15 protein-coding genes are annotated in these 24,852 nt (G+C 36.0%); 9 read left to right on the forward strand and 6 right to left on the reverse strand.

Translation table 11 applies throughout. The features are described from left to right. Positions 1–4: 4 nt before the first annotated feature. The 3 genes from tilS to FNW21_RS01420 all read right to left on the reverse strand — a co-directional run bounded on the left by tilS (position 5) and on the right by FNW21_RS01420 (position 3,975). Positions 5–1,315: a tRNA lysidine(34) synthetase TilS gene (tilS, locus tag FNW21_RS01410; RefSeq protein ID WP_144254944.1), complete on the reverse strand. Its 1,311-nt coding sequence runs from the start codon at positions 1,313–1,315 to the stop codon at positions 5–7. 12 nt (positions 1,316–1,327) lie between these two features. Then, positions 1,328–2,488, reverse strand: coding sequence for an ATP-binding protein (locus FNW21_RS01415; RefSeq protein WP_144254945.1), 1,161 nt, complete (start codon positions 2,486–2,488; stop codon positions 1,328–1,330). 191 nt (positions 2,489–2,679) lie between these two features. Beyond that, positions 2,680–3,975 (reverse strand): anthranilate synthase component I family protein, encoded by a 1,296-nt coding sequence (locus FNW21_RS01420; protein ID WP_144254946.1) that lies wholly within the window; start codon positions 3,973–3,975, stop codon positions 2,680–2,682. A gap of 206 nt (positions 3,976–4,181) precedes the next feature. On the opposite strand from FNW21_RS01420, the gene FNW21_RS01425 reads away from it, so the two are divergent. Further along, positions 4,182–5,075 (forward strand): DUF4349 domain-containing protein, encoded by an 894-nt coding sequence (locus FNW21_RS01425; RefSeq protein ID WP_144254947.1) that lies wholly within the window; start codon positions 4,182–4,184, stop codon positions 5,073–5,075. Positions 5,076–5,286: 211 nt separating this feature from the next. Next, a complete protein-coding gene (locus tag FNW21_RS01430; RefSeq protein WP_144254948.1) occupies positions 5,287–5,661 on the forward strand; it encodes a DoxX family protein in 375 nt (124 codons plus the stop codon). Positions 5,662–5,736: 75 nt separating this feature from the next. On the opposite strand, the gene lpdA is transcribed toward FNW21_RS01430, so the two are convergent. Further along, entirely contained in the window at positions 5,737–7,140 is a 1,404-nt protein-coding gene (gene lpdA / locus FNW21_RS01435) for a dihydrolipoyl dehydrogenase (RefSeq protein ID WP_144254949.1), read from the reverse strand. Between the two features lie 344 nt (positions 7,141–7,484). Between lpdA and FNW21_RS01440 the strand changes: the two genes are divergently transcribed. Then, positions 7,485–10,301 carry a starch-binding protein gene (locus FNW21_RS01440; RefSeq protein ID WP_185963857.1) on the forward strand — a complete coding sequence of 939 codons (2,817 nt, stop codon included), beginning with the start codon at positions 7,485–7,487 and terminating at the stop codon, positions 10,299–10,301. Positions 10,302–10,669: 368 nt separating this feature from the next. On the opposite strand, the gene FNW21_RS01445 is transcribed toward FNW21_RS01440, so the two are convergent. Both FNW21_RS01445 and FNW21_RS01450 read right to left on the reverse strand, forming a co-directional pair. Next, positions 10,670–12,601: an amino acid permease gene (locus FNW21_RS01445; protein WP_144254951.1), complete on the reverse strand. Its 1,932-nt coding sequence runs from the start codon at positions 12,599–12,601 to the stop codon at positions 10,670–10,672. 306 nt (positions 12,602–12,907) lie between these two features. After that, positions 12,908–15,823, reverse strand: a complete 2,916-nt coding sequence (locus tag FNW21_RS01450; RefSeq protein WP_144255093.1) for an FAD-binding and (Fe-S)-binding domain-containing protein — start codon at positions 15,821–15,823, stop codon at positions 12,908–12,910. Between the two features lie 209 nt (positions 15,824–16,032). Here FNW21_RS01450 and FNW21_RS01455 point away from each other — a divergent pair, with 209 nt between their 5' ends. The 6 genes from FNW21_RS01455 to FNW21_RS01480 are packed head-to-tail and all read left to right on the forward strand — an operon-like array spanning position 16,033 to position 24,725. Further along, positions 16,033–17,580, forward strand: a complete 1,548-nt coding sequence (locus tag FNW21_RS01455; RefSeq protein WP_144254952.1) for a glycoside hydrolase family 10 protein — start codon at positions 16,033–16,035, stop codon at positions 17,578–17,580. Between the two features lie 21 nt (positions 17,581–17,601). Continuing rightward, positions 17,602–18,864, forward strand: coding sequence for an MFS transporter (locus tag FNW21_RS01460; RefSeq protein ID WP_144254953.1), 1,263 nt, complete (start codon positions 17,602–17,604; stop codon positions 18,862–18,864). Between the two features lie 25 nt (positions 18,865–18,889). Next, positions 18,890–21,592: a restriction endonuclease gene (locus tag FNW21_RS01465; RefSeq protein WP_144254954.1), complete on the forward strand. Its 2,703-nt coding sequence runs from the start codon at positions 18,890–18,892 to the stop codon at positions 21,590–21,592. Between the two features lie 57 nt (positions 21,593–21,649). Further along, on the forward strand, positions 21,650–21,928 hold the full coding sequence (locus FNW21_RS01470) for a BRO-N domain-containing protein (protein WP_221932034.1): 279 nt from the start codon (positions 21,650–21,652) through the stop codon (positions 21,926–21,928). A 19-nt stretch (positions 21,929–21,947) separates the two neighbouring features. Continuing rightward, positions 21,948–22,763: a KilA-N domain-containing protein gene (locus FNW21_RS01475; RefSeq protein WP_144254955.1), complete on the forward strand. Its 816-nt coding sequence runs from the start codon at positions 21,948–21,950 to the stop codon at positions 22,761–22,763. Further along, positions 22,764–24,725, forward strand: a complete 1,962-nt coding sequence (locus tag FNW21_RS01480; protein WP_144254956.1) for a site-specific DNA-methyltransferase — start codon at positions 22,764–22,766, stop codon at positions 24,723–24,725. It begins immediately after the preceding gene. The last annotated feature ends 127 nt before the right edge of the window (positions 24,726–24,852 follow it).

Here is a 24,852-nt window from a genome sequence, read left to right on the forward strand (position 1 = left end):
AAATCTATATTAATGCTATTTTGAGGATATTTTCGGTACTATTTTCAATTTTAAAACGCTCGTCTTGACGAATTCCTACAACCCAAACAATTTGGTTATTGGAACACAAAATCCACGTATTTTCCTTTTCTATCAAGGATAATTTTTCGTCTTTATAAAGCTTACTCACTTTTTTGGTTTTTCCATTCATTCCAAAAGGTTGCAAAAAATCACCCGTTTTCCATTTTCGCAAAACCAAAGGAAAAACTAATTTTTCTTCATCGACAAAGATAGTTTCATTTGTTGCAACTGAAATGTCATCCACTTTACAAAACGAAAGATTTAGCGGAATTTTAACTACTGTAGCACTTTTTTCGATCAAAAATTCCTCATTTGTAGGTTCGAAATCAATCGGATTCAGAATCAAAAATTTTCGGTCTTTCAATAACCGATATTTGGCAGCAAAAACTTGTTTTCCTGATTGGCTTTCTACCAAATCATAAATATCTTGCCATGCGGTAAATCCAAATTCATGCAACCATTGGTACAAGTACGATTTATAATTAGGCAATTTTAGCAATTGTTTTAAATCGAAATAAATGTCATTTTCATGCGCTTTGGCAACTTGTTGGTACACCATAATCGCCGCATCTTCAACCATTTCTTGTGCTTCTTGCAAATAGTTTTGCGTTTTTTGAAACGAGGCTATAAAGTTGGGATTCAATTCCTTCAAGGTTGGAATTAAATGATGTCTGATTTTATTTCGCAAATATTTATCGGAGGCATTGCTGCTATCTTCTCGCCATTCGATTTTATTTTCTTTGGCATACAATTCCATTTCTTGACGTGAAAATGGTAAAAGCGGCCGAATCACTTGCTCGTTTTGCATGGGGATTCCCGTTAATCCTTCCAGACCAGTGCCACGTGTCAAATTAATAAAAAACGTTTCGAGCGTGTCATCTGCATGGTGTGCTGTGAGCAAATAATCAAAATTTAAAGTTTCTAATTGCTCATAAAACCAGCTATACCGCAATTCTCTGGCGGCAACTTGCGTTGACAGTTTATAGTCTTTGGCGAAAGCTGTCGTGTCAAATTGCGTTATAAAAATGGGAATATCGTGCTGATTCGCATAGTTTTGAATAAAATTTTGGTCACCAAAACTTTCTAGTCCCCGCAACTGGAAATTGCAATGCAAAACCGCAATTTCATACGGTAACTGTTGCAATAAATGCAACAAAACCATGCTGTCTAATCCGCCACTTACGGCTAGAAACAGTTTTTTGTGTTCCAAAAAAGGAAGGTTTTGAGCGATGTGATTTTTTAATTTTTCTAGCATGGTCAAAGTTAATTATTTTAAATTTAAATCATACCAAGAAAGCACATCGGCTGCGGTTCGTTTTTCGTTTTCTAGACCAGCATAAATCAAAGTTTTGGATTTTACATTTTCTTTGGCCAAAGCCTCAAAATAAGTAATTCCTTTAAACAAATCGTGCATTATGGTCTTGGTCGATTTGATTTCGATGACATTGTACTTGAAATCATCTTGCCTAATCAAGTCCACTTCATGCCCTGATGCGTCCCGCCAAAACCAAAATTCATCAAAGTTATTTTGGTGGTAATTTTGTTTTGCATATTCAGCCACAATCATATTCTCGAATAAATTGCCTTTAAAAGCATTTTGAATAATTTGGTTTTCATCTTTAATTTTCAATAAATGACAAAGTAATCCCGTATCGTAAAAATATAATTTTGGCGTTTTGATAATCCGCTTGTTAAAATTATTGTGTAGGGGTTGTAACAAAAACACAATATAACTACTCTCTAATGCTGATAACCAAGACTTTGCAGTGGGCTGCGAAATACCACAGTCTGTGGCAAGATTGTTTAAGTTCAATAACTGTCCTGCACGAGCGGCACACAAACCCAAAAACATCCTAAACGAACGCAGGTTTTGTATATTGACTAAATCTGTAATATCCCGCTCAACATAGGTTTGAATATAACTATTGTAAAAATTTTTAGACGGAATATTCCTGTCGTAAATAGCGGGATAAAATCCTTTAAGCATTGCTTTTACATACTCTTTTTCTAATAAATTTTCGGATTTTAGCTCGTTGAAATCTAGTGGAAATAGTTTCAAAATAGCAACACGACCTGCTAAACTTTGGGTAATACTTTTCATCAAATGAAAATTTTGAGAGCCAGAAAGGATGTATTGCCCCATTATTTTGTCTTCATCGACTTTGGTTTGCAAATACGAAAACAATTCAGGAGCTCGTTGTGCTTCATCAAAAATGCAAAATTTATCGTATTTCTCGAAAAAGCCTTTTGGGTCGTTTGCCAAAAAATTACGAGCATCAATGTTCTCTAAACTTAAGTATTGGTATTCTGGAAAATGTTTCTTTAACATCGTTGTTTTTCCAGATTGTCTTGGTCCAGAAATAGCGAGAATAGGATACATTTTCCTGTTCTCATTAATTGCATTTACTATTTCTCTATTTATAGCCATAAGTATTTGATTATAAATACAAATGTACTATATTATTTTGAATTAACAGATAATAAATTTTGAATTAAAAAAGTTAAAACTTTGAATTAACATACAATAAATTTTGAATTAGCAGAAGTATTATTTTGAATTAACAGACAAAAAATTTTGAATTAACAGAAGTATTATTTTGAATTAACAGAGCATTTAATTCAACTCAAAACTGCTAACATTGCTTTTGCTTTAAGCAAACATTCTGCATATTCAGCTTCGGGATTTGATAAGGCTGTAATGGCGCTTCCCACTGAAAAAGAAACATATTCATTTTCTTGATTGTATAAAATACTGCGAATCACTACATTAAAATCGAAATCGCCATTTGGCGTAAAATACCCCACCGCACCACTGTACAAACCGCGCTTGGTTTCCTCCTGCTCCTCGATGATTTTCATCACCGATAATTTGGGTGCTCCTGTCATACTTCCCATGGGAAATGTAGTTTTTATAGCCGCTACAACAGGATATTGCGAATCGATTTTTGAGGTAATTGTAGAAATCATTTGGTGCACTTGCAGAAACGAATATATGGCACACAACTCGACAACTTTTACCGAGCCTTTTTGAGCGGTTCGGGACAAGTCATTGCGAACCAGATCTGTAATCATAATATTTTCGGCACGCTCTTTGGGGTCAGCAAGCAATCTTTTTTTGGAATTTTCGTCTTCATCGGGATTCAAAAACCGTTTTGCCGTTCCTTTTATGGGTTGCGAAATAAGGTGTTCGCCGTCTTTTTTTAAATAACGTTCAGGCGAAGCAGAAAGTAAAAAATGATTGTTATTTTTAAAAAAAACAGCAAAAGGAGGTTTTGAAATTTCGTTGAGTTTTTCAAATTTTTTTAATGGATTTAGCATCGCTTTTTCGGCAAAAAATTCCATACAAAAATTGGCTTCGTAAATATCGCCATGCAGAATGTGCTCTTGTATTTTGGCAATTTTAAGAAGGTAATTTTCTTTAGAAATACGTTGGTGTATGTGTATCGGTTTTTCGTCCAAAGCGGCATCCAAATCTACTGTTCTACTTCCTGTAATTTCGTCAAAATCAATCCCTATTTCATCATCACACATCGAGAGATACTGTATTTCGAGTTGATTTCCTTTCAATAAAAATAATTTTTTGGGTTGAAAAAAAAACAAATCCGGAAAATGCAATCCGTCATAATTATGGGATTCTAAACGCTCGACATCGTTCTTTAAATCATACGATAAATACCCAAAAAGCCAATCTTTGGTCGCTTCTTGGTACTGTTTTAAATCCTCAAAAGCATGGTGGTAATCGGTTTTTAAAGCCGTAAACGCATCTACGGCCAACAAGCAATCGTAGTTAGAATACGTTTCGGGATAGGCGTTGCTGTCTAAAAAAGCAACTTCACGAAACTGTTGTGACCAGCGTAGCAATTGCTTTTTGAAAACGATGGGATTGGGAATAGGTTTGATTATAGAAACTCTCAAAAACTGATTTTTTATTAGAATTCAAAATTACAACAAAAAAAAGCCAACCCACAACCCGATTGCAAAAAATACTGGCACGATTTTTATTACAACCCAAACAACGAATTCCTACTAAACTGATTGGACTATTGACGAAAAACTACTTATCCTATTTTGTTCTCTTTTTATTAAGTAACCCATTTATTCAGCCTTATACCATCATTTTTATGAAAACTATTGCACAATTAGGTTTGACTACAGTAGTCATTACCACATTCTTTTTTTCTTGCAAAAAAGCGGACGCATCAATTGACGATTCCGTTACTACTAGCGCAAACACTGACACCATTTCAACGGCAGTTGTAGTGGGTAAAAAAGAAGAAAATAGGAAATTTATTCGAACTGCCGATTTAAAATTCAAAGTCAAAAACGTAGCAAAATCAACCTATGCCATCGAAAACACGACGCATCATTTTGGGGGATTCGTAACCTACACCAACTTGCAAAGTACGGTTACAGACAAGTTAGAAACCAAAATTAGTCAGGATAGCACATTAGAAACTACTAAATATTCGGTGGCAAATGACATTACTATCCGAGTTCCCAATGCGCAATTGGATACCGTAATTAAAACAATTGCAAAACAAATTGCCTTTTTGGATTATCGTGTTATCAAGGCCGATGACGTTTCCTTAAAAGTGATTTCGAACCAATTGTCGCAAGAAAGAAGCGTAACAAACGAAAAAAGAATCGAAAAAGCAATTGACACCAAGGGCAAGAAACTAACTGATGTAGTCACCGCCGAAACCGATTTAGCGACCCAAAAAGAACAAAACGACGCCACCAAAATTGAGAATTTATCCCTTCAAGACCAAGTGAATTTTAGCACACTTACCCTGCAGTTGTATCAGCGTGACAGCGTGCAACAAGAAATAGTTGCTAACGAAAAAGATGCCAATTCCTACCAACCTCAAATTGGACTGCAACTACTAGATTCCTTAAAAAGCGGTTGGTATGTATTGCAAAACCTCATTGTGTTTGTGTTTCAGCTTTGGTGGTTTATTGCCTTAAGCTTGGGAGGTTTTTTTATTTATCGAAAATATGGCAAAAACAAAGTGTAAACAACTGTTAAATGGTCTGTTATTTATTGGATAAAAAGAATTATATTTGATATAGCATTCAACTATTCTTATAATTAGTAGTTTCTATTTGTGGAATTCCCATTATTTGACTCCAAAAATAAAAACTTAAATAATGATAAGAAATTGTATTTTTCTCTTATTTTAGAACTAAAATAAGCATTCTAATTTAACCCATAAAAACCGTTATATCATGAAAATCGCTACTATTATTATCCGAACTTTAATTGGACTTTTATTGTTGTTTGCCTCCATTAGTTATTTTTTTCATCTCATGCCGGAGCCGGAATCAACTGGAAATTTCAAAGCTTTTAATGTTGGTTTAGTTGCCGCTACGTATATCATGCCTATGGCAAAAACAGTAGAATTACTTTGTGGATTATCCTTTGTTGCAGGGAAATACGTCACCTTGGCTAACATTTTAATCATGCCAATAACAATAAACATTTTGTTTATAAATTTTTTCTTGGCACCAGAAGGACTTCCTATAGCGGCATTGCTGTTTTTAGGCAATGTATTTTTAATTTACCGCTATTGGGACAATTACAAAAGTGTTTTTACTGCCTAATATCACTTCTTTTTTGGATAAAAAAAACCGATAGTACCATTACTATCGGTTTTTTAATTTAGAAAAAAACGGTTCTTATACGTGTAACGCTCTATTATCAGTTGCGGCTAATGCTGCTTCTTTAATCGCTTCCGCAAAAGTAGGATGTGCGTGACTCATTCGAGATATATCTTCGGCAGAGGCTTTGAACTCCATTGCTGTTACAGCTTCGGCAATCAAATCGGCAGTTCTGGCTCCAATCATGTGTACTCCTAGCACTTCATCGGTTTTGGCATCGGCGAGGATTTTTACAAATCCGTCCAAATTACCACTAGCACGAGCACGACCCAACGCTTTGAAAGGAAAACTTCCCACTTTATATTCTGTTCCTGATGCCTTTAATTGCTCTTCGGTTTGCCCTACAGCGGCTACTTCTGGCCAAGTATACACCACACCCGGAATCAAGTTATAATCGATATGCGGTTTTTGTCCTGCCAAAATTTCGGCAACCATCACACCTTCTTCTTCGGCTTTATGAGCCAACATGGCACCACGAACCACATCGCCAATAGCATAAATATTCGATGCCGAAGTTTGCAAATGATCATTGACCACTACTTGTCCTCTATCCGAAATTGTAACTCCTGCTTTATCCGCATTCAAACCATCCGTATACGGACGACGCCCAACAGACACTAATGAATAATCCCCTTCAAGGGTAATGATTTCTCCTTTGGCATTTTCAGCTTGAACAATGACTACATCTCCGTTACGTTCAACCGCTTTGACTTTATGCGAAACGTAGAATTTCATCCCTTGTTTTTTCAAGACTTTGGTCAATTCTTTAGACAACGAACCGTCCATTCCTGGAATAATTCTGTCCATAAATTCTACTACCGAAACCTGCGCTCCTAAACGCAAATAAACTTGTCCCAACTCGATTCCGATAACGCCACCACCAATAATAACAAGGTGTTTGGGAATTTCTTTCAGTTTCAAAGCTTCTGTCGAAGTGATAATGCGTTCTTTATCGATAGTTATAAATGGCAACGAAGACGGTTTTGAACCTGTAGCAATGATAATGTTTTTCCCTTCAATGGTTTCTGAAGTGCCGTCCGCTTTGGCAATGGCAACATGAGTGGCATCTACAAATGAACCTAAACCTTCAAAAACTGTAATTTTATTTTTGTCCATCAGGTAATTGATTCCGCCAACAGTTTGATCCACAACCGCTTGCTTACGAGCAATCATTTTTTCTAAATTGACCTTTACCTCTCCCGAAATTTCGATTCCATTTTCCTCAAAATGTTTGATTTCGGCATAATGATGCGAAGAGGACAACAATGCTTTTGAAGGAATACAACCTACATTTAAGCAAGTTCCTCCCAAAGTGCTGTATTTTTCGATAATGGCTGTTTTGAAACCTAATTGTGCGCAACGAATTGCTGATACATATCCGCCTGGACCTGAACCTATAATGACTACGTCAAATGAACTCATAGTTTTTGTTTTTAATTAAAGTGTTGCAAAATTAAGAAATTCCATCCCGATTTTTGTTAATTTTTATGAATTTATAATTGCTATTACCGCTTTTTTGTGGGATTTTTTTAAGAATCAAATACCCATAAGGAACAAAATGTACTGCATCTTAAAAAAGCAGCAATCTAAAAACAATAATTATTTAATAAAAAGATGACAATACAATGCTTTTAAAGTTGTAACAAGAAAGTTATAAACACGAAAACGTAATAGTTTCTATCAAAAAAAAGAATTTGATAATTTACATGTTAATTTTTATAATTTTATCAAATAAATACCCCAAATCAACCCTAATATCTAAATTTATGATTAAAAAAGCGATACAAGTTGTTGCCCTTTTTGCAACACTTTTTGGTGCTCAAGCACAAGTTCATACCACCTATTTGTGGCATTTGCATCAACCAACATATTGGGGTGATGTGAGTAAAAAAAATCCAAATCGCTATCAAATTGTTAAAGAATCCCAAGATTTAAAAACATCTGGGGCTAATAATGATAAAAACGGCTTGGCGCATCCTACTAATAACCTTCAGGAAATTTTTAGTGCAGGCGACCGTGTGGCTGCGTACCAATTTGCACCCAAAAATGCCATTAACTCTATCAAAGATTTACCCGAAGCTGGCGCACAAATTACTTACGGCGGCTCTTTGATGGAAAATGTAAACGAACTGGCGCAATCCAATCAATGGGGTTATAGTCCTACTTGGATTCAGAATATCAAAACGGCCAAAGGCTGGAAAACTTCAGGCGGTTTTTCGCGTATGGAAGTTGTTTCCTTTACCATGCACCACGCACTTTCCCCTTTGTTGAGTGACGAAGCGTTAAAGAAAGAAATTTTGGCACACCAATTTTACTCTGCACAACTATTTGGTTCTCATGACTCCAAAGGATATTGGCCTGCTGAATGTGCTTTTTCCGAAAGGATCATCAAAACATTAACGGAATGCGGCATTGAATGGTCCGTGATAGCCAACAGTCATTTATCGAGAACACTTGCTGATTATCCTATTAAGGCTGGTTCTGGCGGCTCTATGTGTGATTATCCTAACAAAGCGGATCAAGTTGCAACAAAAGGAAATACTTGGTTTTCGGCTCAAAAAGATGCTCGTGGAGGACAATTTGCCGTTCCTTACAGCTATTTGCCGTACAAATCAAAATACATTGACCCTGAAACGGCACAAGAATACAAAATCACCGTAGTTCCTATGGCGGATTACGAAAGTTATGAGGACGGATATGCTGCAATTGGAACTTCTTTAATTGATCCCATCGTTGCTGGAGCACCAACTGCGCCTCGCCCTCCTTTAGTTTTATTTGCCCACGATGGCGACAATGCTTGGGGCGGTGGCTCGTCCTATTATGATGAATCGGTTAAAGGTTTTTCGCATGCCGCTGCCGCAAAAGGGGTAATTCCCACTACAATTCCTCAATATCTAAAAGACCATCCCGTACCAGACTCCGAGGTCGTTCACGTAGAAGATGGTGCTTGGGTCAATGCCGATGGTGATTTTGGACACCCCCAATTTACCAACTGGTTGTGGCCATTTTACGACGCAACAAGTAAAAAATTCAATCCAAATGGCTGGACGGAAGACATGATGAACCAAGCCATTACCACCGCAGGCGAGAACCACGTAATCATGGCTGAACAACTCGAAGGAAGTAATTTACGCATGAGCGAAATCGTAAATCCTACCGCTGCTGTGAGTCCTGCCGAAAAAGCGTGGCACTTCCTGATGGCGGGCTATGATAGCGGAAACGCCTACTACGGTTTAGCCGAAGATTTAGAAATAAAAACAACACTTGCTGTAAATAGAGCCGTTCAATTCTCGAAACCTACATTAGACGCACATCCTGGCGTGGACAACACCAAACCATCCGTATTTATTCCGCAACGCTGGCCTTACAATCCTGGCGAAAAAGGATATGGTGCTCCCTATTCCTATAAAGAAGTCTTGAATTCAGCTGACTTTACCGTTTATACTTTTGCTTACGATGTTAGTGGCGTAGAGAAATCGGAATTAAAGTACCGCATTGATGCTGATGGTAAAAACAGTCAAACATCTAACCATAACGAAATTTATGCTGGTGGTAGCGAGGTAGGAAGTTGGATTACGTTACCAATGAACGAAAGAATTTTTCCAAAAGGAAACATAACCAGCAGCACTCAAGCCGATTTATATATGTTGCCAGACGTTATTGCCAACCAGTATTATGCTGAAATTGCCGGTATATCCGAAAAATTACTTGATTACTATGTAGAAGTAACCGACAAAAAAGGAAATATAACCAAATCTAAAATCCAACACGTTTGGGTAGGAAAAAATTTAGATGTGGCTCCCAAAATTGTTTTTGATCCTGCAACCAATTATTCAGCTACACCATTAGACGTAAAAATCACAGCAACCGATTCTACTGATCCAAGTCCCAAAGTATATTACACGACTGATGGTAGTACACCTACAACAGCCTCGGCTACTTTTATTTCGACAAAAACAATAAACATAACTGCGTCTACAACCTTCACCATTTTGGCAATTGACAAAGATGGCAATCAAAGTACTGCGACTCAAAAATATACTATTGGCGGCACTATTTCTCCAATAACAGTGTATTTCAAACCAAATGTAGCTTGGGGAATTCCAAAAATTTATTACTGGGCAGCAACTCCAACTGGAAGCATTCCAAGCATTACTTGGGAGCAATCAATAGCGATGACACCACTTCTAGATGGTTGGTATTCCTACACTTTTACGGGAATAACCTCTGTAAATGTAATATTTAGAAACGCAGCGGGAAATACACAAAGCCCAAATTTAGAGGGAATAACTGCTGATAAATGGTTTGATGACACCTACAAAGTTGTCCTTGCCATAAACAACAACCAAATCAAGAAAGACCTATTTTTAGTCTATCCAAATCCCACTTATGGTACCGTAAACATCCAATCTGATGCGGTAGTAACCGAGGCTGGAATATTCGATACAAAAGGAAGTTTAGTTTCGTTTCAAAGCATTCAAAATCAGCAAATAGAAATGGGTGATTTGCCCGCTGGAACTTATATTTTAAAAATGATAACTCAAGATCGTAAAACCATTTTCAAACAAGTTATCAAAAAATAAGAAACTCAAAATTACTAATTCAAAACCCCGAAAAAAGGCAATCTAATTCGTTAGATTGTCTTTTTTTTTTGTTTAAAAATGGTTTTGAACACCTTTTTTTTGTGGTTCTAGGACTGCTATAGATTCGTTTAAAACCTTTTTTAAATAGAAGTAAAATCTTTCAAATAGCTAACAATCATCGTATAATGAGGTGTTTTAAAAATTAGACAAAATAGAGTAATCGATTGATTTTGAAAAATTATTGACAATAGTACTTCTTTTGACTTTACGACATTAAAACTTTCGACTTACATACAACTATTGTTAAACAAAAAAAAACGTCCTAAACCCATTTGTTTAGGACGCTTTATCAATAAATTCTGTTTTTTTTAGGCTTCTTTCAAATTGAGTTTACTGTTTTTTCGGCTAAAACCAAAGTAGATTGTCAATCCTATCAAGAGCCAAATGGTAAAATAAATCCAGTTCCAAACGCTCAATTCAGCCATCATATACAAGCAACAAATTAAACCCAAAAGCGGAATCAAGGACAAGTTGGCTTTGAATGACCAAACCATCAATCCAACCAAAACGAGTAGAAAAATCCACATGGGTATTTTGTGTTTGAACAAATCAAAACCCTTTTCGTATTTTACTGCATCCGAAATAGGCAAAGCAGCAACCACTTTGGCGTAAGCTGCTTCATCGCCTTGATATTGACTCAATAAATGCTCGGTGTCTAATGTGGCCAAGGTGCTTTTTTTGGTATCAATACTTACTAAATAATCATACACTTTTTGGGTTTCCTCTTTGTTCAAAGATGTAATAATATCCGCTGAATTGTTGATTTGAGTTTCATTGGTTATAAAATCCATTGTCGCTTTCTTGTTGTACCCAAAAGCAAAAACCAATCCGATACCAATCAAAACAGGCAATATAAATTTAGAATTCACATACGGCGTTTTGAATTTACCACGAGGAATATCGGTTCTATTTTGCAAAGCCAAAACTCCAGCACAAACCAGTACAAAAGCAAACAAAGTCCCTATACTACACAAATCAGTCACCATAGTTAAGTTTAAAAATAAAGCGGGAACGGCGACAACAAATCCAGTTACAACGGTAGCATAGGAAGGTGTTTTGAATTTTGGATGCACGGTAGAAAACTTTTTGGGTAACAATCCATCACGACTCATACTCATCCAAATACGAGGTTGTCCCATCTGGAAAACTAACAATACACTCGCCATAGCTACAACAGCACTCACCGCAATGATTCCTGACATCCATTTTAAATCTAATTTTTCAAATACAAATGCCAATGGATCTCCCACATTTAATTCATTATAACTCACCATTCCTGTCAAAACTAATGCAATGGCTATGTACAAAATGGTACAAATAATAATCGCCCACATCATTCCTCTAGGCAAATCACGTTGCGGATCTTTACACTCTTCGGCAGTTGTAGAAATAGCATCGAAACCAATGTAGGCAAAGAAAACCGCCGAAACTCCTTTTAAAACACCACCAACGCCATTGGGTGCAAATGGATGCCAATTCGCTGTATCTACATAAAAAACACCAACTGCAATAACCAAAAGTACGATACACAATTTAACGGCAACCATCATATTACTAGCATTTCGAGACTCTTTCATGCCACGATAAACCAAAGCAGTAATCAATACAATAATCAACAAAGCAGGAAGATCCGCAACCAAATGAAAGGAACCTATAACTGGCGAAGTTGTCCAAGCGGTATACGCATCTTGCATGGCAAGAGATAAATTGCCAAAAGATTTTCCACCTTGCATCAATGCTGTAGCATCCTTAAAACCATTGGAGGCCGACAAATAATCCATTTGAACCCATTGCGGCAAATGAATACCACCACTATCTAATAAGCCCGTAAAATAATCACTCCAGGATATGGCGACGGTAATATTTCCTACGGCATATTCCATAATCAATGCCCAACCAATAATCCAAGCGATTATTTCGCCAAAAGCAACATAGGAATACGTGTAAGCACTCCCAGAAACAGGTACCATCGAAGCGAATTCAGCATACGCAAATGCGGCAAAACTACAGGCTACTGCTGTAAAAAGAAACAAAAAAATTACTGCTGGCCCACCATCGGCACTGGCTTTGCCTATCGTGCTAAAAATTCCTGCCCCCACAATAGCAGCAATACCAAAAGCGGTTAAATCTCTAGCTGTCAAATGTTTTCCTAGCGCATTGTGACCGTCAAGATTGTTTTTTTCAACTTGTTTTAATATGTCTTGGACTGTTTTTTTTCTGAATAACCCTTTTAAAGCCATGTTGTAAATTTTATCGTTAAAAATTATAATCCTGTAAATTTTTCAAAATTACATCTCAATTTATGCAAATATTATTAAAATCCAAATATATAAAAGAATTTTAATTTTTACAGATTTGGCAACATTTTTTTTTAAATTAAGAATAAAATTGAATTATCTATTTTTTTATCATAAGGAAATCCAAATATAAATAAAAATACCCCTTGAAATAACGGTATTTTTAAAACTAAAATTATTTTTAACAAATACCAAATGTTAGATGCCACTTTTGAACTAAAAAAAGCCCCTTTAATTCCTCAAAAGCTCTTATTTCAAGCAACTTCTCAATATAGTTACTGGATGTAGGGCTTTCCTATTGGTACCGTCAAAAATCTGGTGGCGACAACTGGTTCCTGCGGCAGCGATTTCGGTATTCAAATTGGTATTTCTAATTTTAGGAAACAACGTATCCTCACCCATTTGCATGCTAATGTCATAATGCTCTTTTTCGTATCCAAAAGAGCCTGCCATACCACAACAACCCGAATTGTAAATCGTAACTGAAGCGTTTTTGGGTACATTTAACATCGCAAAAGTCGCTTCTACGCTACTCAACGATTTCTGGTGGCAATGTCCGTGAATTTTAATGGTTTTGACCACATCCGAAAACTGATCTTGATGAATAGCACCTTTATCAATCTCATTTTTAAAAAATTCTTCCATCGTAACGGCATATTTAGCGACTTTTGCAGCCGCCTCTTTGTCTTTTGCCAAGCGCAGGTATTCGTCTCTGAATGTTAAAATTGCCGAAGGTTCAATGCCCACAAGCGGACAATTCTCGGAAATTAAATCTTTAAATACCGCTACATTTTTATTGGCAATGGCCTGTGCTTGATCCAGAAACCCTTTAGAAATAAAAGCTCTAGCACTTTCTTCATGATCGATAACAATAACTTCGTACCCCAAATGCGTGAGCAATTCATACGCATCAATTCCTACTTCAACATCGTAATAATTGGTAAACTCATCACAAAACAAATACAGTTTGCCATTCTGGCTCTTGGTTCTTGGCTTTTGGCGCTTGAACTCTTCCTTATACCATTTTCTAAAGGTAGTTTTTGCCAAAAAAGGCACTTCTCGTTTGGGAGCAATTCCCATACTTTTTTTAACTAACGAGAGGTTGGAAACAGCATTGGTCACCCTTGGAAGTAGACTTCCTAATTGATTGATTTTGTTGTTGTAAGCAAACATTTTATTTCGGAACGAAAATCCATTTGCTTTTTGGTATTGGTATAAAAACTCCGCTTTCAAAGCCGCAACATCTACATTACTTGGGCATTCGCTGGCGCAGGCTTTGCAACTCACACACAATTCAAAAACATCGTAGAGTTCTTTATGATTGAATTTATTCTCTTTTTCGGAATGCGTGAGGTATTCTCGGAGCGCATTGGCTCTGGCTCGCGTGGTATCTTTTTCGTTTTTGGTAGCGCGATAACTCGGGCAAAGTGTTCCTCCTGCCGATGGCAATTTACGGCAATCACCAGAACCATTGCATTTTTCGGCAGCACGCAAAATCCCCATACTATCCGAGAAATCCTGAATAGTTTGGATATTGGGTTCTACTCTACCTGATTCAAACCGAAGGTTTTCGTCCATTTTATAGGCATTTACGATTTTGCCCACGTTAAGAATCGTGTTGGGATCGAAGGCTTTTTTGACCCGTTTTAATAATTCGTAATTTTTATCACCAATCATAAAAGGCAAAAACTCCCCACGCACAATGCCGTCGCCATGCTCGCCACTTAAGGAACCACGGTATTTTTTGACCAATAGGGCGACTTCGGTAGCGATGTTTCTAAACTGGTAAACACCTTCTTTGGTTTTCAAATTCAAAACGGGGCGCAAGTGAATTTCGCCAGCACCCGCATGCGCATAATAAATGGCGTCTTGCCCATGTTTTTTCATCATAGCCGAAAATTCGGCAATATAATTAGGTAAATCCCGCAATTCAACAGCGGTATCTTCAATAGAATCGGCGGCTTTATCATCGCCAACAATACTTCCTAGAAGTCCAAGCCCCGCTTTTCGAAGTTCGATAATCCTATCAATATCCCCATCGTAAAGTTTGATCAGGGCATAGCCAAAATTATTTTTTTGTAAATCATCTACTAAAGCATTGGCTTGGTTTTCGGCTTCCTCTTTGGTCGCTGCAGCTACTTCAAATAGCATAATTGCTTTTGGATTTCCTTGTATAAAATGTCTGTTTTTAGCCTGTTCCCGATTGTTTTTGGTACAATCCAAAATCGTATCATCCATCATTTCACAGGTATAGAGATGGTGTTTCATGGCAATAAGTACCGACTCTAAACTCTCTTGAATGGTATCAAAATGTGCCACGACCATAATGTTATTCGTAGGTGGCAAATCATCTACTTTTAAGGTAATTTCAGTAGTAAAGGCCAGTGTTCCTTCGCTTCCGCAAAGGAGTTTGCCTAGGTTTATAGTAGGCTCATTTCCTGAAAACAAATCGGATTGCAATAAAATATCAATCGCATAACCGGTATTGCGTCTGTGAATTTCGGGTTTTGGAAATTGACTGGTGATTTCTTTTTGGTTCTCAACATTCGAAAGTTCCTCGTACAGGGTTTTGTAAATCGAATTTTCTAGCGATTCGCCTTTAGTTTTTTGGATAAATTCCAAAGAGGTCATATCATTAAAAACCACCGAGGAACTGTCACTTAAAACGGCTTTTATTTCGACAATTTTATCTCGTGTAACCCCATATCGAATAGACGTTGTCCCTGAAGAATTATTTCCTACCATCCCACCAATCATGCACCTATTTGAGGTGGATGTATTGGGGCCAAAAAACAATCCGTGGGGTTTCAGGAATAAATTAAGCTCATCCCGAATCACTCCTGGCTGTACGGTAACTGTTTTTTTTAGGGGATCAAAAGCAATGATTTGGGTAAAATGTTTAGACACATCTACAATAATTCCCTCGCCTACGGTTTGTCCCGCTAGAGAGGTTCCCGCAGTTCTAGGGGTAATTGACAGCTTGTTTTGGGTAGCAAAACGCATTATTTTTTTTATATCTTCCTCGGTTTTGGGTACGGCTACCGCTAGTGGTACCAATCGGTAAGCCGATGCGTCTGTGGCATATAGTGTTTTATGTAGCGCATCGAATAAAAGCGTTCCTTCTAATGTTTGTGCGAGTTGTTCTAACTGGATTTGGGTGACCATGGAGCGGTATTGATTGTTTTTGGACTCAAGTTTAGTAATAAACCACAAATATAAAATTTAGCCTTTCATTTTTAGCAAATCAGGAAAGAAAACGCAAAACAATTGGCACTATTTTGGTTCACAATTAACCAAACCTAATTTATTGAATAAATTTTCCAGTCCCTACCCTAAAAAAAACTATTTTTGAATTCTTTATAAATACCTGCCTAATGAGTACAAAAAAATCCCTTTTCTATACGTTGACCTGCCTTTTATTGGCAATTGGAAATGGCTTTTCACAAAAAAAAGAGATTTATCCCAAAAACGAATTTCGTGCCGTTTGGATTGCTACAGTAGTCAATATTGATTGGCCTAAAAAAGGAACCGACTCCATTGCCAAACAAAAAGCCGATTATTTAGAAATTTTGAATGCCTATAAAAAACTAAATTATAATGCCGTAATTGTTCAAATTAGGAGTGTTGGTGATGCGTTTTATCCCTCGGAATTGGCGCCTTGGTCTCGTTATTTAACTGGAAAAGAAGGGCAAGCACCAAAAGATAATTTTGACTTTTTAGGATGGATGATTACCGAAGCCCACAACCGAGGTTTTGAATTTCACGCTTGGTTAAATCCTTATAGAGCCACTTTCGATACTAAAATTGAAACTTTAAGCCCCAACCACGATTTTTTTAAACATCGCAATTGGATTATTAAATACGGGGAAGTTGGCAAAGAAAAATACTATTACAATCCCGGTTTGCCCGAAGTTCAAAGTCATTTGACTAAAGTTGTCGAAGAAATTGTTCAAAATTATGACATTGACGCCATACATTTTGACGATTATTTTTATCCCTATCGCGTAAAAGGAAAGGAATTTAACGACTCCGTTTCTTTCAAAAAATATGGAAATGGGCTTTCGTTAGCGGATTGGCGTCGTTCTAACGTGAATTCCTTTGTGAAAACTATTTATTCTAGTATAAAAAATATAAAACCTTGGGTACAATTTGGGATTAGTCCGTTTGGCGTTTGGCGCAATAAATCTGTTGATCCAAAAGGTTCTGATACCGAAGCCGGACAAACCAATTATGATGATTTATATGCGGATCCATTGGCTTGGATGGACGGAAGATACATCGATTACATCCTGCCACAATTGTATTGGAGCATTGAACATCCCAAAGCTTCGTATGCAAAATTGCTGAAATGGTGGTCCGAAAATACTACAACCACCAACCTTTATATTGGCAATAGCACGTACAAAATCAAAACAGATTCGGATAAAAAATGGGATAATCCAATGGAAATTCCAAACCAAATTGACTTGACCAGAACCTACAAAAATGTGCAAGGAAATGCTTTTTTTAGTGCCAAAGGGTTTGTAAATACCAATCAAGATGTTACGCAATTGTTACAAGAAAAACAGTACAAATATCCCGCACTTCCCTATCCTGTTCCCAGTTCAATGCACATTGTGGTTGATATTCCTATGGTAAATGCCATTGGAATTGACTCGGTAAATTGTTTTTTTAGTTTGTCATTTCCCTTGAACACCAAAGTGCGCTATATAGTGGTGTATGGTGCCAAAAACGATTCGAAATTAGACTTGAATAATCCAAGTCAGATTATTGATAAAATTACTGTCACTCAAAAAAGCGATGCCATCAACATTAGTATTCCCTTATCTAAATTAGAAAAAACAAAAGCATTTGCCCTTACTTTTATTGATTATTATGGCAATGAAAGTAAAGAAGCCACCGTTGATTTGCCTAAAAAATAACATTAAAACCCTTTTACAACTATGAAAACTGACACTAAACCTTGGTTCTGGATTCCTTTTTTGAACTTTGCCTCCGGATTTCCGTATGCTATTATCATTTCGGTTTCGGTGATTATGTACAAAAGCCTTGGAATCGACAATGAATCCATAGGTGTTTATACTAGTTTATTGTATTTGCCATGGGTTATCAAACCGCTTTGGAGTCCGTTTATTGATTTATATGCCACCAAAAGGAAATGGTTTTTGACGATGCAATTGGTCATTGCCATTTTATTTTTAATTGTGGGTTTGACCATTCCTATGAGTCATTTTTTCATGATAAGTTTGGCTTTATTTTGGGTTGCGGCCTTTGCGTCTGCCTCGAATGATGTGGCTAGTGATGGCTTTTATATGTTGGCTTTGGCCAAAGAAGAGCAATCCTTTTTCCTAGGCATTAGAAGTACATTTTACAGACTTTCGATGCTTACTGCCAATGGCTTAATTGTAATTCTAGGCGGTTTCTTGGAACAAAAATATGGGGATAAAAGCAAAGCGTGGTCGTATACCATGATTGTTGTTGCGTTGCTAATGGTAGTGTTAACGGTTTATAATTTTTTTACTACTCCCAAAGTCGAGGAACCAATAGCAACTCCCGATACCGAGGACAAAAAAAGCTTTGGCGTGGTGTTTAAAACCTTTTTTGAGAAAAAACAAATCGGTGTTGTATTGGCTTTTATTTTGCTTTTTAGATTGGGCGAATCTCAATTATTAAAAATGCTAACTCCGTTTTTGATTGACGAAAAATCCAAAGGTGGCATGGGATTAGCCACCGAGGATGTGGGTATTATTTACGGGACATTTGGCGTGGCAGCACTCGTAATTGGAGGTGTTTTAGGTGGTATAGCGATTTCAAGACACGGACTTGGCAAATGGATGTTGCCTATGTTTCTCGCCATGCACTTGCCTATTATTGGGTTTATTTTGCTCTCGCATTTTCATCCTGCATCGGTTCATTATGTTTATGTGGTTGTTATTGCGGAACAATTTGGCTACGGTTTTGGTTTTGCCGCCTTTATGATGTACTTAATTTATGTTGCTGATGGGGAGTCCAAAACCTCTCATTACGCCATTGCAACAGGATTTATGGCATTAGGAATGATGCTTCCAGGTATGTTAAGCGGGTATATTCAAGACTATTTGGGGTACGGAAATTTCTTTATTTGGGTATTTCTAGCCACTATTCCAGGATTAATTTTATCTCGATTTTTGATTTTTCCGACTGATTTTGGAAAAAAAACTAATTAATATTATCTAAATCAGTACAAAAAAGATGATTTTAAAACTTGAAAATCTAAAATACCAAGAAGACGCCGTTAAATCTGTTGTGAAAATTTTTGAAGGGACGGAGAAAAATACATTCGATAACTCTTGTAAAGAGGGTATTCGTTCTAATATCAATACACTTTCTTTGGATGAAGTTGAAAGTAATATTAAAAACATTCTTTTAGAAAACGGAATATCGGAGGAAGTAGCCAACCTTTCAAATGATAAAGATATTTGTGTTGAGATGGAAACGGGAACAGGAAAAACACTGGTTTACGTTAAGACCATTTATGAGCTATTCAAACATCATGGCTTTACTAAGTTTATAATTTTAGTTCCATCGGTTGCCATCAGGCAAAATATCATTGGTACATTCAAATCATTCAATACCCAACTGGAAAGTATTTATGGGTTCAAACCTAATGCTTTTGAATATGACAGTAAAAAACTTCAAAAGGTTACTCAATTTATTGAAGACCAACATCCACAAGTGATGATTATGACTTTGGCTTCTTTTAATTCCGAAGACAAAATACTGAATCAAGCACAAAGAGAAGATTTATTCAATAATGTTCCTTTTATAGATGCAATTGGCCAATGTAATCCAATTATCATAATGGATGAGCCACAGGAAGGAATGGATACCGATAATTCTATAAAACAAATTGCAAAACTGAATCCATTATATAAAATTAGGTATTCTGCAACGCACAAAGTGATGAAAAACTTGTTGTACAGATTAACGCCTTATGACAGTTATAAAGAGGGTTTGGTAAAGAAAATAGAAGTCCTGACGGTTACTGAAAAGAATGATGAAGCAACACTTAAAATTGAGTTGTCGGAGATTCAATTTGGTAAAGGAGACCCAAAAGTGAAATTGAAAGCGTGGCATTTGAATAAATCGACCAATAAAATTGATTTTAAAGTAACTGGCTGGCTCAATCAAAATGATAATTTAGGAGACAAAACAAACAACCCAAGTTATTTGAACTACACGATTTCAAATATAAATAAGAGTTTAAAAACGGGTTTGACAACAGTAACGTTTTCAAATGGTACTGAAATACTGGAAAAACAAATTTCAGGGGGGTTAGCCAATATTTGGGCTTTGCAAATAGAATGGTTGATTCACAGACATTTTACAAAATCTCAAAAATTAGAATCGAAAGGGATTAAATGTTTGTCTCTTATTTTTATTGACCGAGTTTCAAATTATATGGGAGAAAATCCAATTATAAAAAATCTATTTGTAGAAAAATATAAAGCTATTTATTCCGAGTATAATCAAGGTAAAGTTCCATCAAGTGAACATATTCAAAGCATTCAAGGCTATTATTTTGCACAAAAAGCAAGTGGAGAATTTGCCGACAACGAAGGAGGCGTTAAAGAACAAAGTAAAATTTATGAATTAATTCTAAAAGGGAAAGAGGAATTATTGACGCTATCTAATCCAGTTCAATTTGTATTTTCTCATTCTGCTCTTGGTGTTGGTTGGGATAATCCCAATGTTTTTAATATTGCCACATTAAACAATTCGTATTCCGAAATTAAAAAACGTCAAGAAATTGGGCGTGGATTGCGTATTTGTGTCAATCAAGAAGGACAAAGAATTTATGATGCTTTGGATGTTGATGATAATGAACGTATCAATCAACTTACGGTTATTCCTAATGAAACTTACGAAACCTTTGTAACCCAGTACCAAGAAGAAATCAAATCGGTTTATGGTACAACAAATGCAGGTGCAGGAATGACCCATACACACAAAGGTGATGCAATGGACGCTGTTAAATTTAAAAGAAATAGTTCAGCAGAAATGGACAAAGCTTTTAGAGAATATTGGACAGCATTAGCAAAGAAAACAGAATATACCATCGCTTTTGATGAAGAAAATTTAATTACATCGGCTAGTGAATTTATTTCCAAAATAACAATTCCAGATTTTGTAATTGAAGCATCAAGTCATTTAATTCATAGTATTACCGAAGAAGGAAGAACCGATACTTTTGGAGGAACTGACAAAGTAAAACAAAAGTCCTATTTTACTCCTTTGGATTTGATTGAAGAGTTGAGCGAGAATACGGGCTTGAGTTATACCACGCTGTTCAGTATTGTAACGAGATTAACCAACTTAAATGAAATGGTAAAAAATCCACCTCGTTTTATTCACGAAGCTTCAACAATAATTCGCAATGTAGAATTAGATAAAATGATTCGTGGGTTGGATTATAATTTAACGGGGGAAAGTTACCCTTTTGATTTTGATGATTTTGTAAAGAATATGCCAGCTACTCGTTTTGTTGAAACCCCAAATAAAGGTGTTTTTGACAAAATGATAATTGATAGCGATGTTGAGCGCAATTTTTCATTAGGAGCAGATGCAGCTGCCGAAGTGGTTTGTTTCCTTAAACTGCCTAGTTGGTATAAAATAAGTACGCCAATAGGAAATTATGAGCCTGATTTTGGACTGGTAATGAAACGTAAAAACTTAAAAAACGGGAATGAAAAGGAATTCTATTTTGTAATAGAAACAAAAGGAACAAATGACATCAACGACAAAAGCGCCTTAACCGAAAGTGAGATTTATAAAATACGATGCGCTATGAAACACTTTGAAAAGCTTGGATTAGAGGTGCATTATAAAGCTCCAGTCAAAGAATTTACTTATTTTAAAACCGAAGCGGATAAAATTATAAACACAATAATGTAATTGATTATCACTTTCCTGACATCAGGAAAGTGATAATTACAGATAAAAAAAGATAAGATGTCCGATATTCTCGGACATCTAAAAAATATAATAGTTATGGAAAAAGAGACGAGTATAAAACTATTCGAATCAAAACAAGTTCGTTCTGTTTGGAACGATGAAGAAGAAAAATGGTATTTCTCTATTGTAGATGTAGTGTTGGTTTTGACCAATCAAGTAGATTATCAAAGAGCAAGAAAATATTGGAATAAGTTAAAAGAGCGTTTAGTTGCAGAAGGAAATGAAACGGTAACAAATTGTCACCAGTTGAAAATGGAGGCGGGTTGGAATGTTTAATTTGTAATATTAAAACAGTATGGCAAAAAATAAAAAAATTAACATTGAGGGAAAAGAAATAACAATTATATCTAATCATAAGGATGATTTTATTTCTTTAACTGATATGGCAAAAAGTCAAATGCAAGAAGCTATTATTATTAAGTGGTTAAGTTTAAAAAGTACCATTGAATATCTTGGAGAGTGGGAAGCATTATACAATCCTATTTTTAATTATACCGAATTCGGTATAATTAAAAATACCGCAGGAAGTAATAACTTTGTTTTATCTGTCAAACAATGGATAGAAAGTACGGGTGCTATAGGCATAACTGCAAAAGCAGGACGATATGGTGGCACTTATGCCCATAAAGACATTGCCTTCCATTTTGGAATGTGGATCAGTCCAAAATTTCAATTATTATTAATCAAAGAATACCAAAGATTAAAAGAAGATGAAAATGACAGACTAAATCTGCAATGGAATTTTCATCGTACACTTGCCAAAGTAAATTATAGAATACATACCGATGCTATAAAAGAAAATCTAATTCCAATAAGTTTAACTACAAAACAGAAGAATTTTATTTATGCAGATGAAGCCGATATTTTGAATGTCGCCTTATTTGGGAAAACTGCCAAAGAATGGCGTACTGAAAATCCAAGTGAGAAAGGGAATATTAGAGATATAGCCACAATAGAACAATTGGTGGTTTTGTCTAATCTCGAAAGTATAAACGCCATGCTTATTCAACAAGGTAGTATTCAACCAGAAAGATTACTAAAATTAAATGAAATTGCAATTACCCAAATGAAATCATTGCTGACTAGCAATTCTTTAAACAAACTCAAATAAATGGAAACCATCAACGACTATATGCCATTAAGCCACGACTGGAACGAAGAACGTTTGCAAACCTTAAAAAAGTTGTATCCAGACTTGTTTACCAATGAGCAAATGCCAAACATTCAAGAAATTGTAAAAATATTCAATTACGCTGGCATACAAGAAACGGAACGCTATGAATTTCGTTGGTTTGGCAAAAGCCAAGCCAAGCGCAATGCTTTTACGCCAAGTAATGCTACATTGGTTTATGACGAGCATAGAAGCATAAACCCAACGGTCAGCGAAAATATAATTATTGAAGGAGAAAATCTCGAAGTGCTGAAACTATTGAGTGGCAGTTACCGTGAAAAAATAAAATGTATCTATATAGACCCGCCCTACAACACAGGGAAAGACTTTGTGTATAGCGACAATTTTACCCAAGACAAAAAAGGCTACTGGGAAGATGCCGAAGTGCTTGAAAATGGAGTAAAAATTGATACCAATGCCGAAACCGATGGGCGCTATCACTCCAACTGGCTTAATATGATGTACAGTCGATTGCTAATTGCAAGACAGTTACTAAAAGAAGATGGCGTGATTTTTATCTCTATTGATGATAACGAAGTACATCATTTACGCAAATTATGCGATGAAGTTTTTGGAGAGGAGAATTTTGTCAGCCTTTTTCCTTGGAAGAAAAGAACAGCAAAAAGTGATGTTCCGTTCGGAGTATCTCAAGATTATGAATGGATAATTTCTTATGCTAAATCTGAATTTAATGCCGGGTTAAGTATTGAAAGAAAATATCATCAAACCGACGATTACCCAAATGACCGTTGGAGATTATCCGATTTAACAAAACAAACTAGTGCAGAAGAGAGACCAAATTCAGCATTTGATTTAGTAGATCCAAAAACAAATAAGATTTATAAATTTAATCGTCAAAGAGTTTGGTCTGTAACTAAAGATACTTTTCAAGATTATTATGATAAAGGCAAAATAGTATTTCCAGATGATTATAAATTTTTAAATACGAATATTCCATCTTATAGAGTTTTTGAAAGTGAAGATAAAGAAAAGGCTTTAAAAAAATATGGTAGTGAAGATGCAATCAAAGCTGTTTCAACAATATTACCCGTAAACATTGGAATGAGTGAAAATGGGAATAAAGAGATGGTTGATTTTTTTGGAAATAAAATATTTAGTTTTCCAAAACCAACTACTCTAGTCAAATATTTTTATTCTAGTATAAATGATAAAAATGCTTTAATATTAGATTTCTTCGGAGGTTCCGGCACAACAGGTCAAGCTGTAATGGAATTGAACAAAGAAGATGGTGGCAACCGTAAGTTTATATTAGTCCAAATCCCCGAAGCTACAGACGAAAAGAGTGAAGCCTACAAAGCAGGATTCAAGAAAATAAGTGATATTACAATAGAGCGTAACAAGCGTGTAGTTGCTAAAATAGAAAACGAACTAGCCGAGAAAAACAAAAAGAAAGAGGGGGAATTATCTTTTGATTCCGTTGCTGAACCATCAACTAGCAACTATCAACCAAAAACCAATCTTGGTTTCAAAGTTTTCAAACTTCAAAAATCAAATTTTCCAAGAGTTGAATTTGCGCCTGACCCTGAATTATCAGAGCAAGGAAACATAGAATTATTAAAAAAATACATTCGAGACAAAGAAGCACAATTGGTCAATGCCTTTAATAAAGAAGAACTATTAACAGAGATTTTATTGAAAAATAATTTTACGCTTAATTATACTACAACGGCTCAAGAACAATTTACCAAAAACGAAATTTTACTTGCAACGGATGGCGACAAGGAAACTTTGATTTGTCTTGATGTGAGTATAGAACCCGAGACGGTTGACTATTTCAAAGTGAATACTGGACAAAAGTTCATTTGCTTGGAACGTGCGCTTGACACCACCAAGAAATACAATTTGAAACACTATTTGGGAGATAAATTTAATGCATTTTAAAATCAATACAATCTATCTAACTCTTTTTTAATTGGTGCAAATTGGTGCAATTGGTAGTCAAAACAGCGTGCCACTTGTTGTCAAAGTGCAACCTCTTTCTTTACATTCGTGGCAAAACATCCAAAAA

The sequence above is a fragment of the Flavobacterium restrictum genome, assembly GCF_007097245.1.
Classification (GTDB): Bacteria; Bacteroidota; Bacteroidia; order Flavobacteriales; family Flavobacteriaceae; genus Flavobacterium; species Flavobacterium restrictum.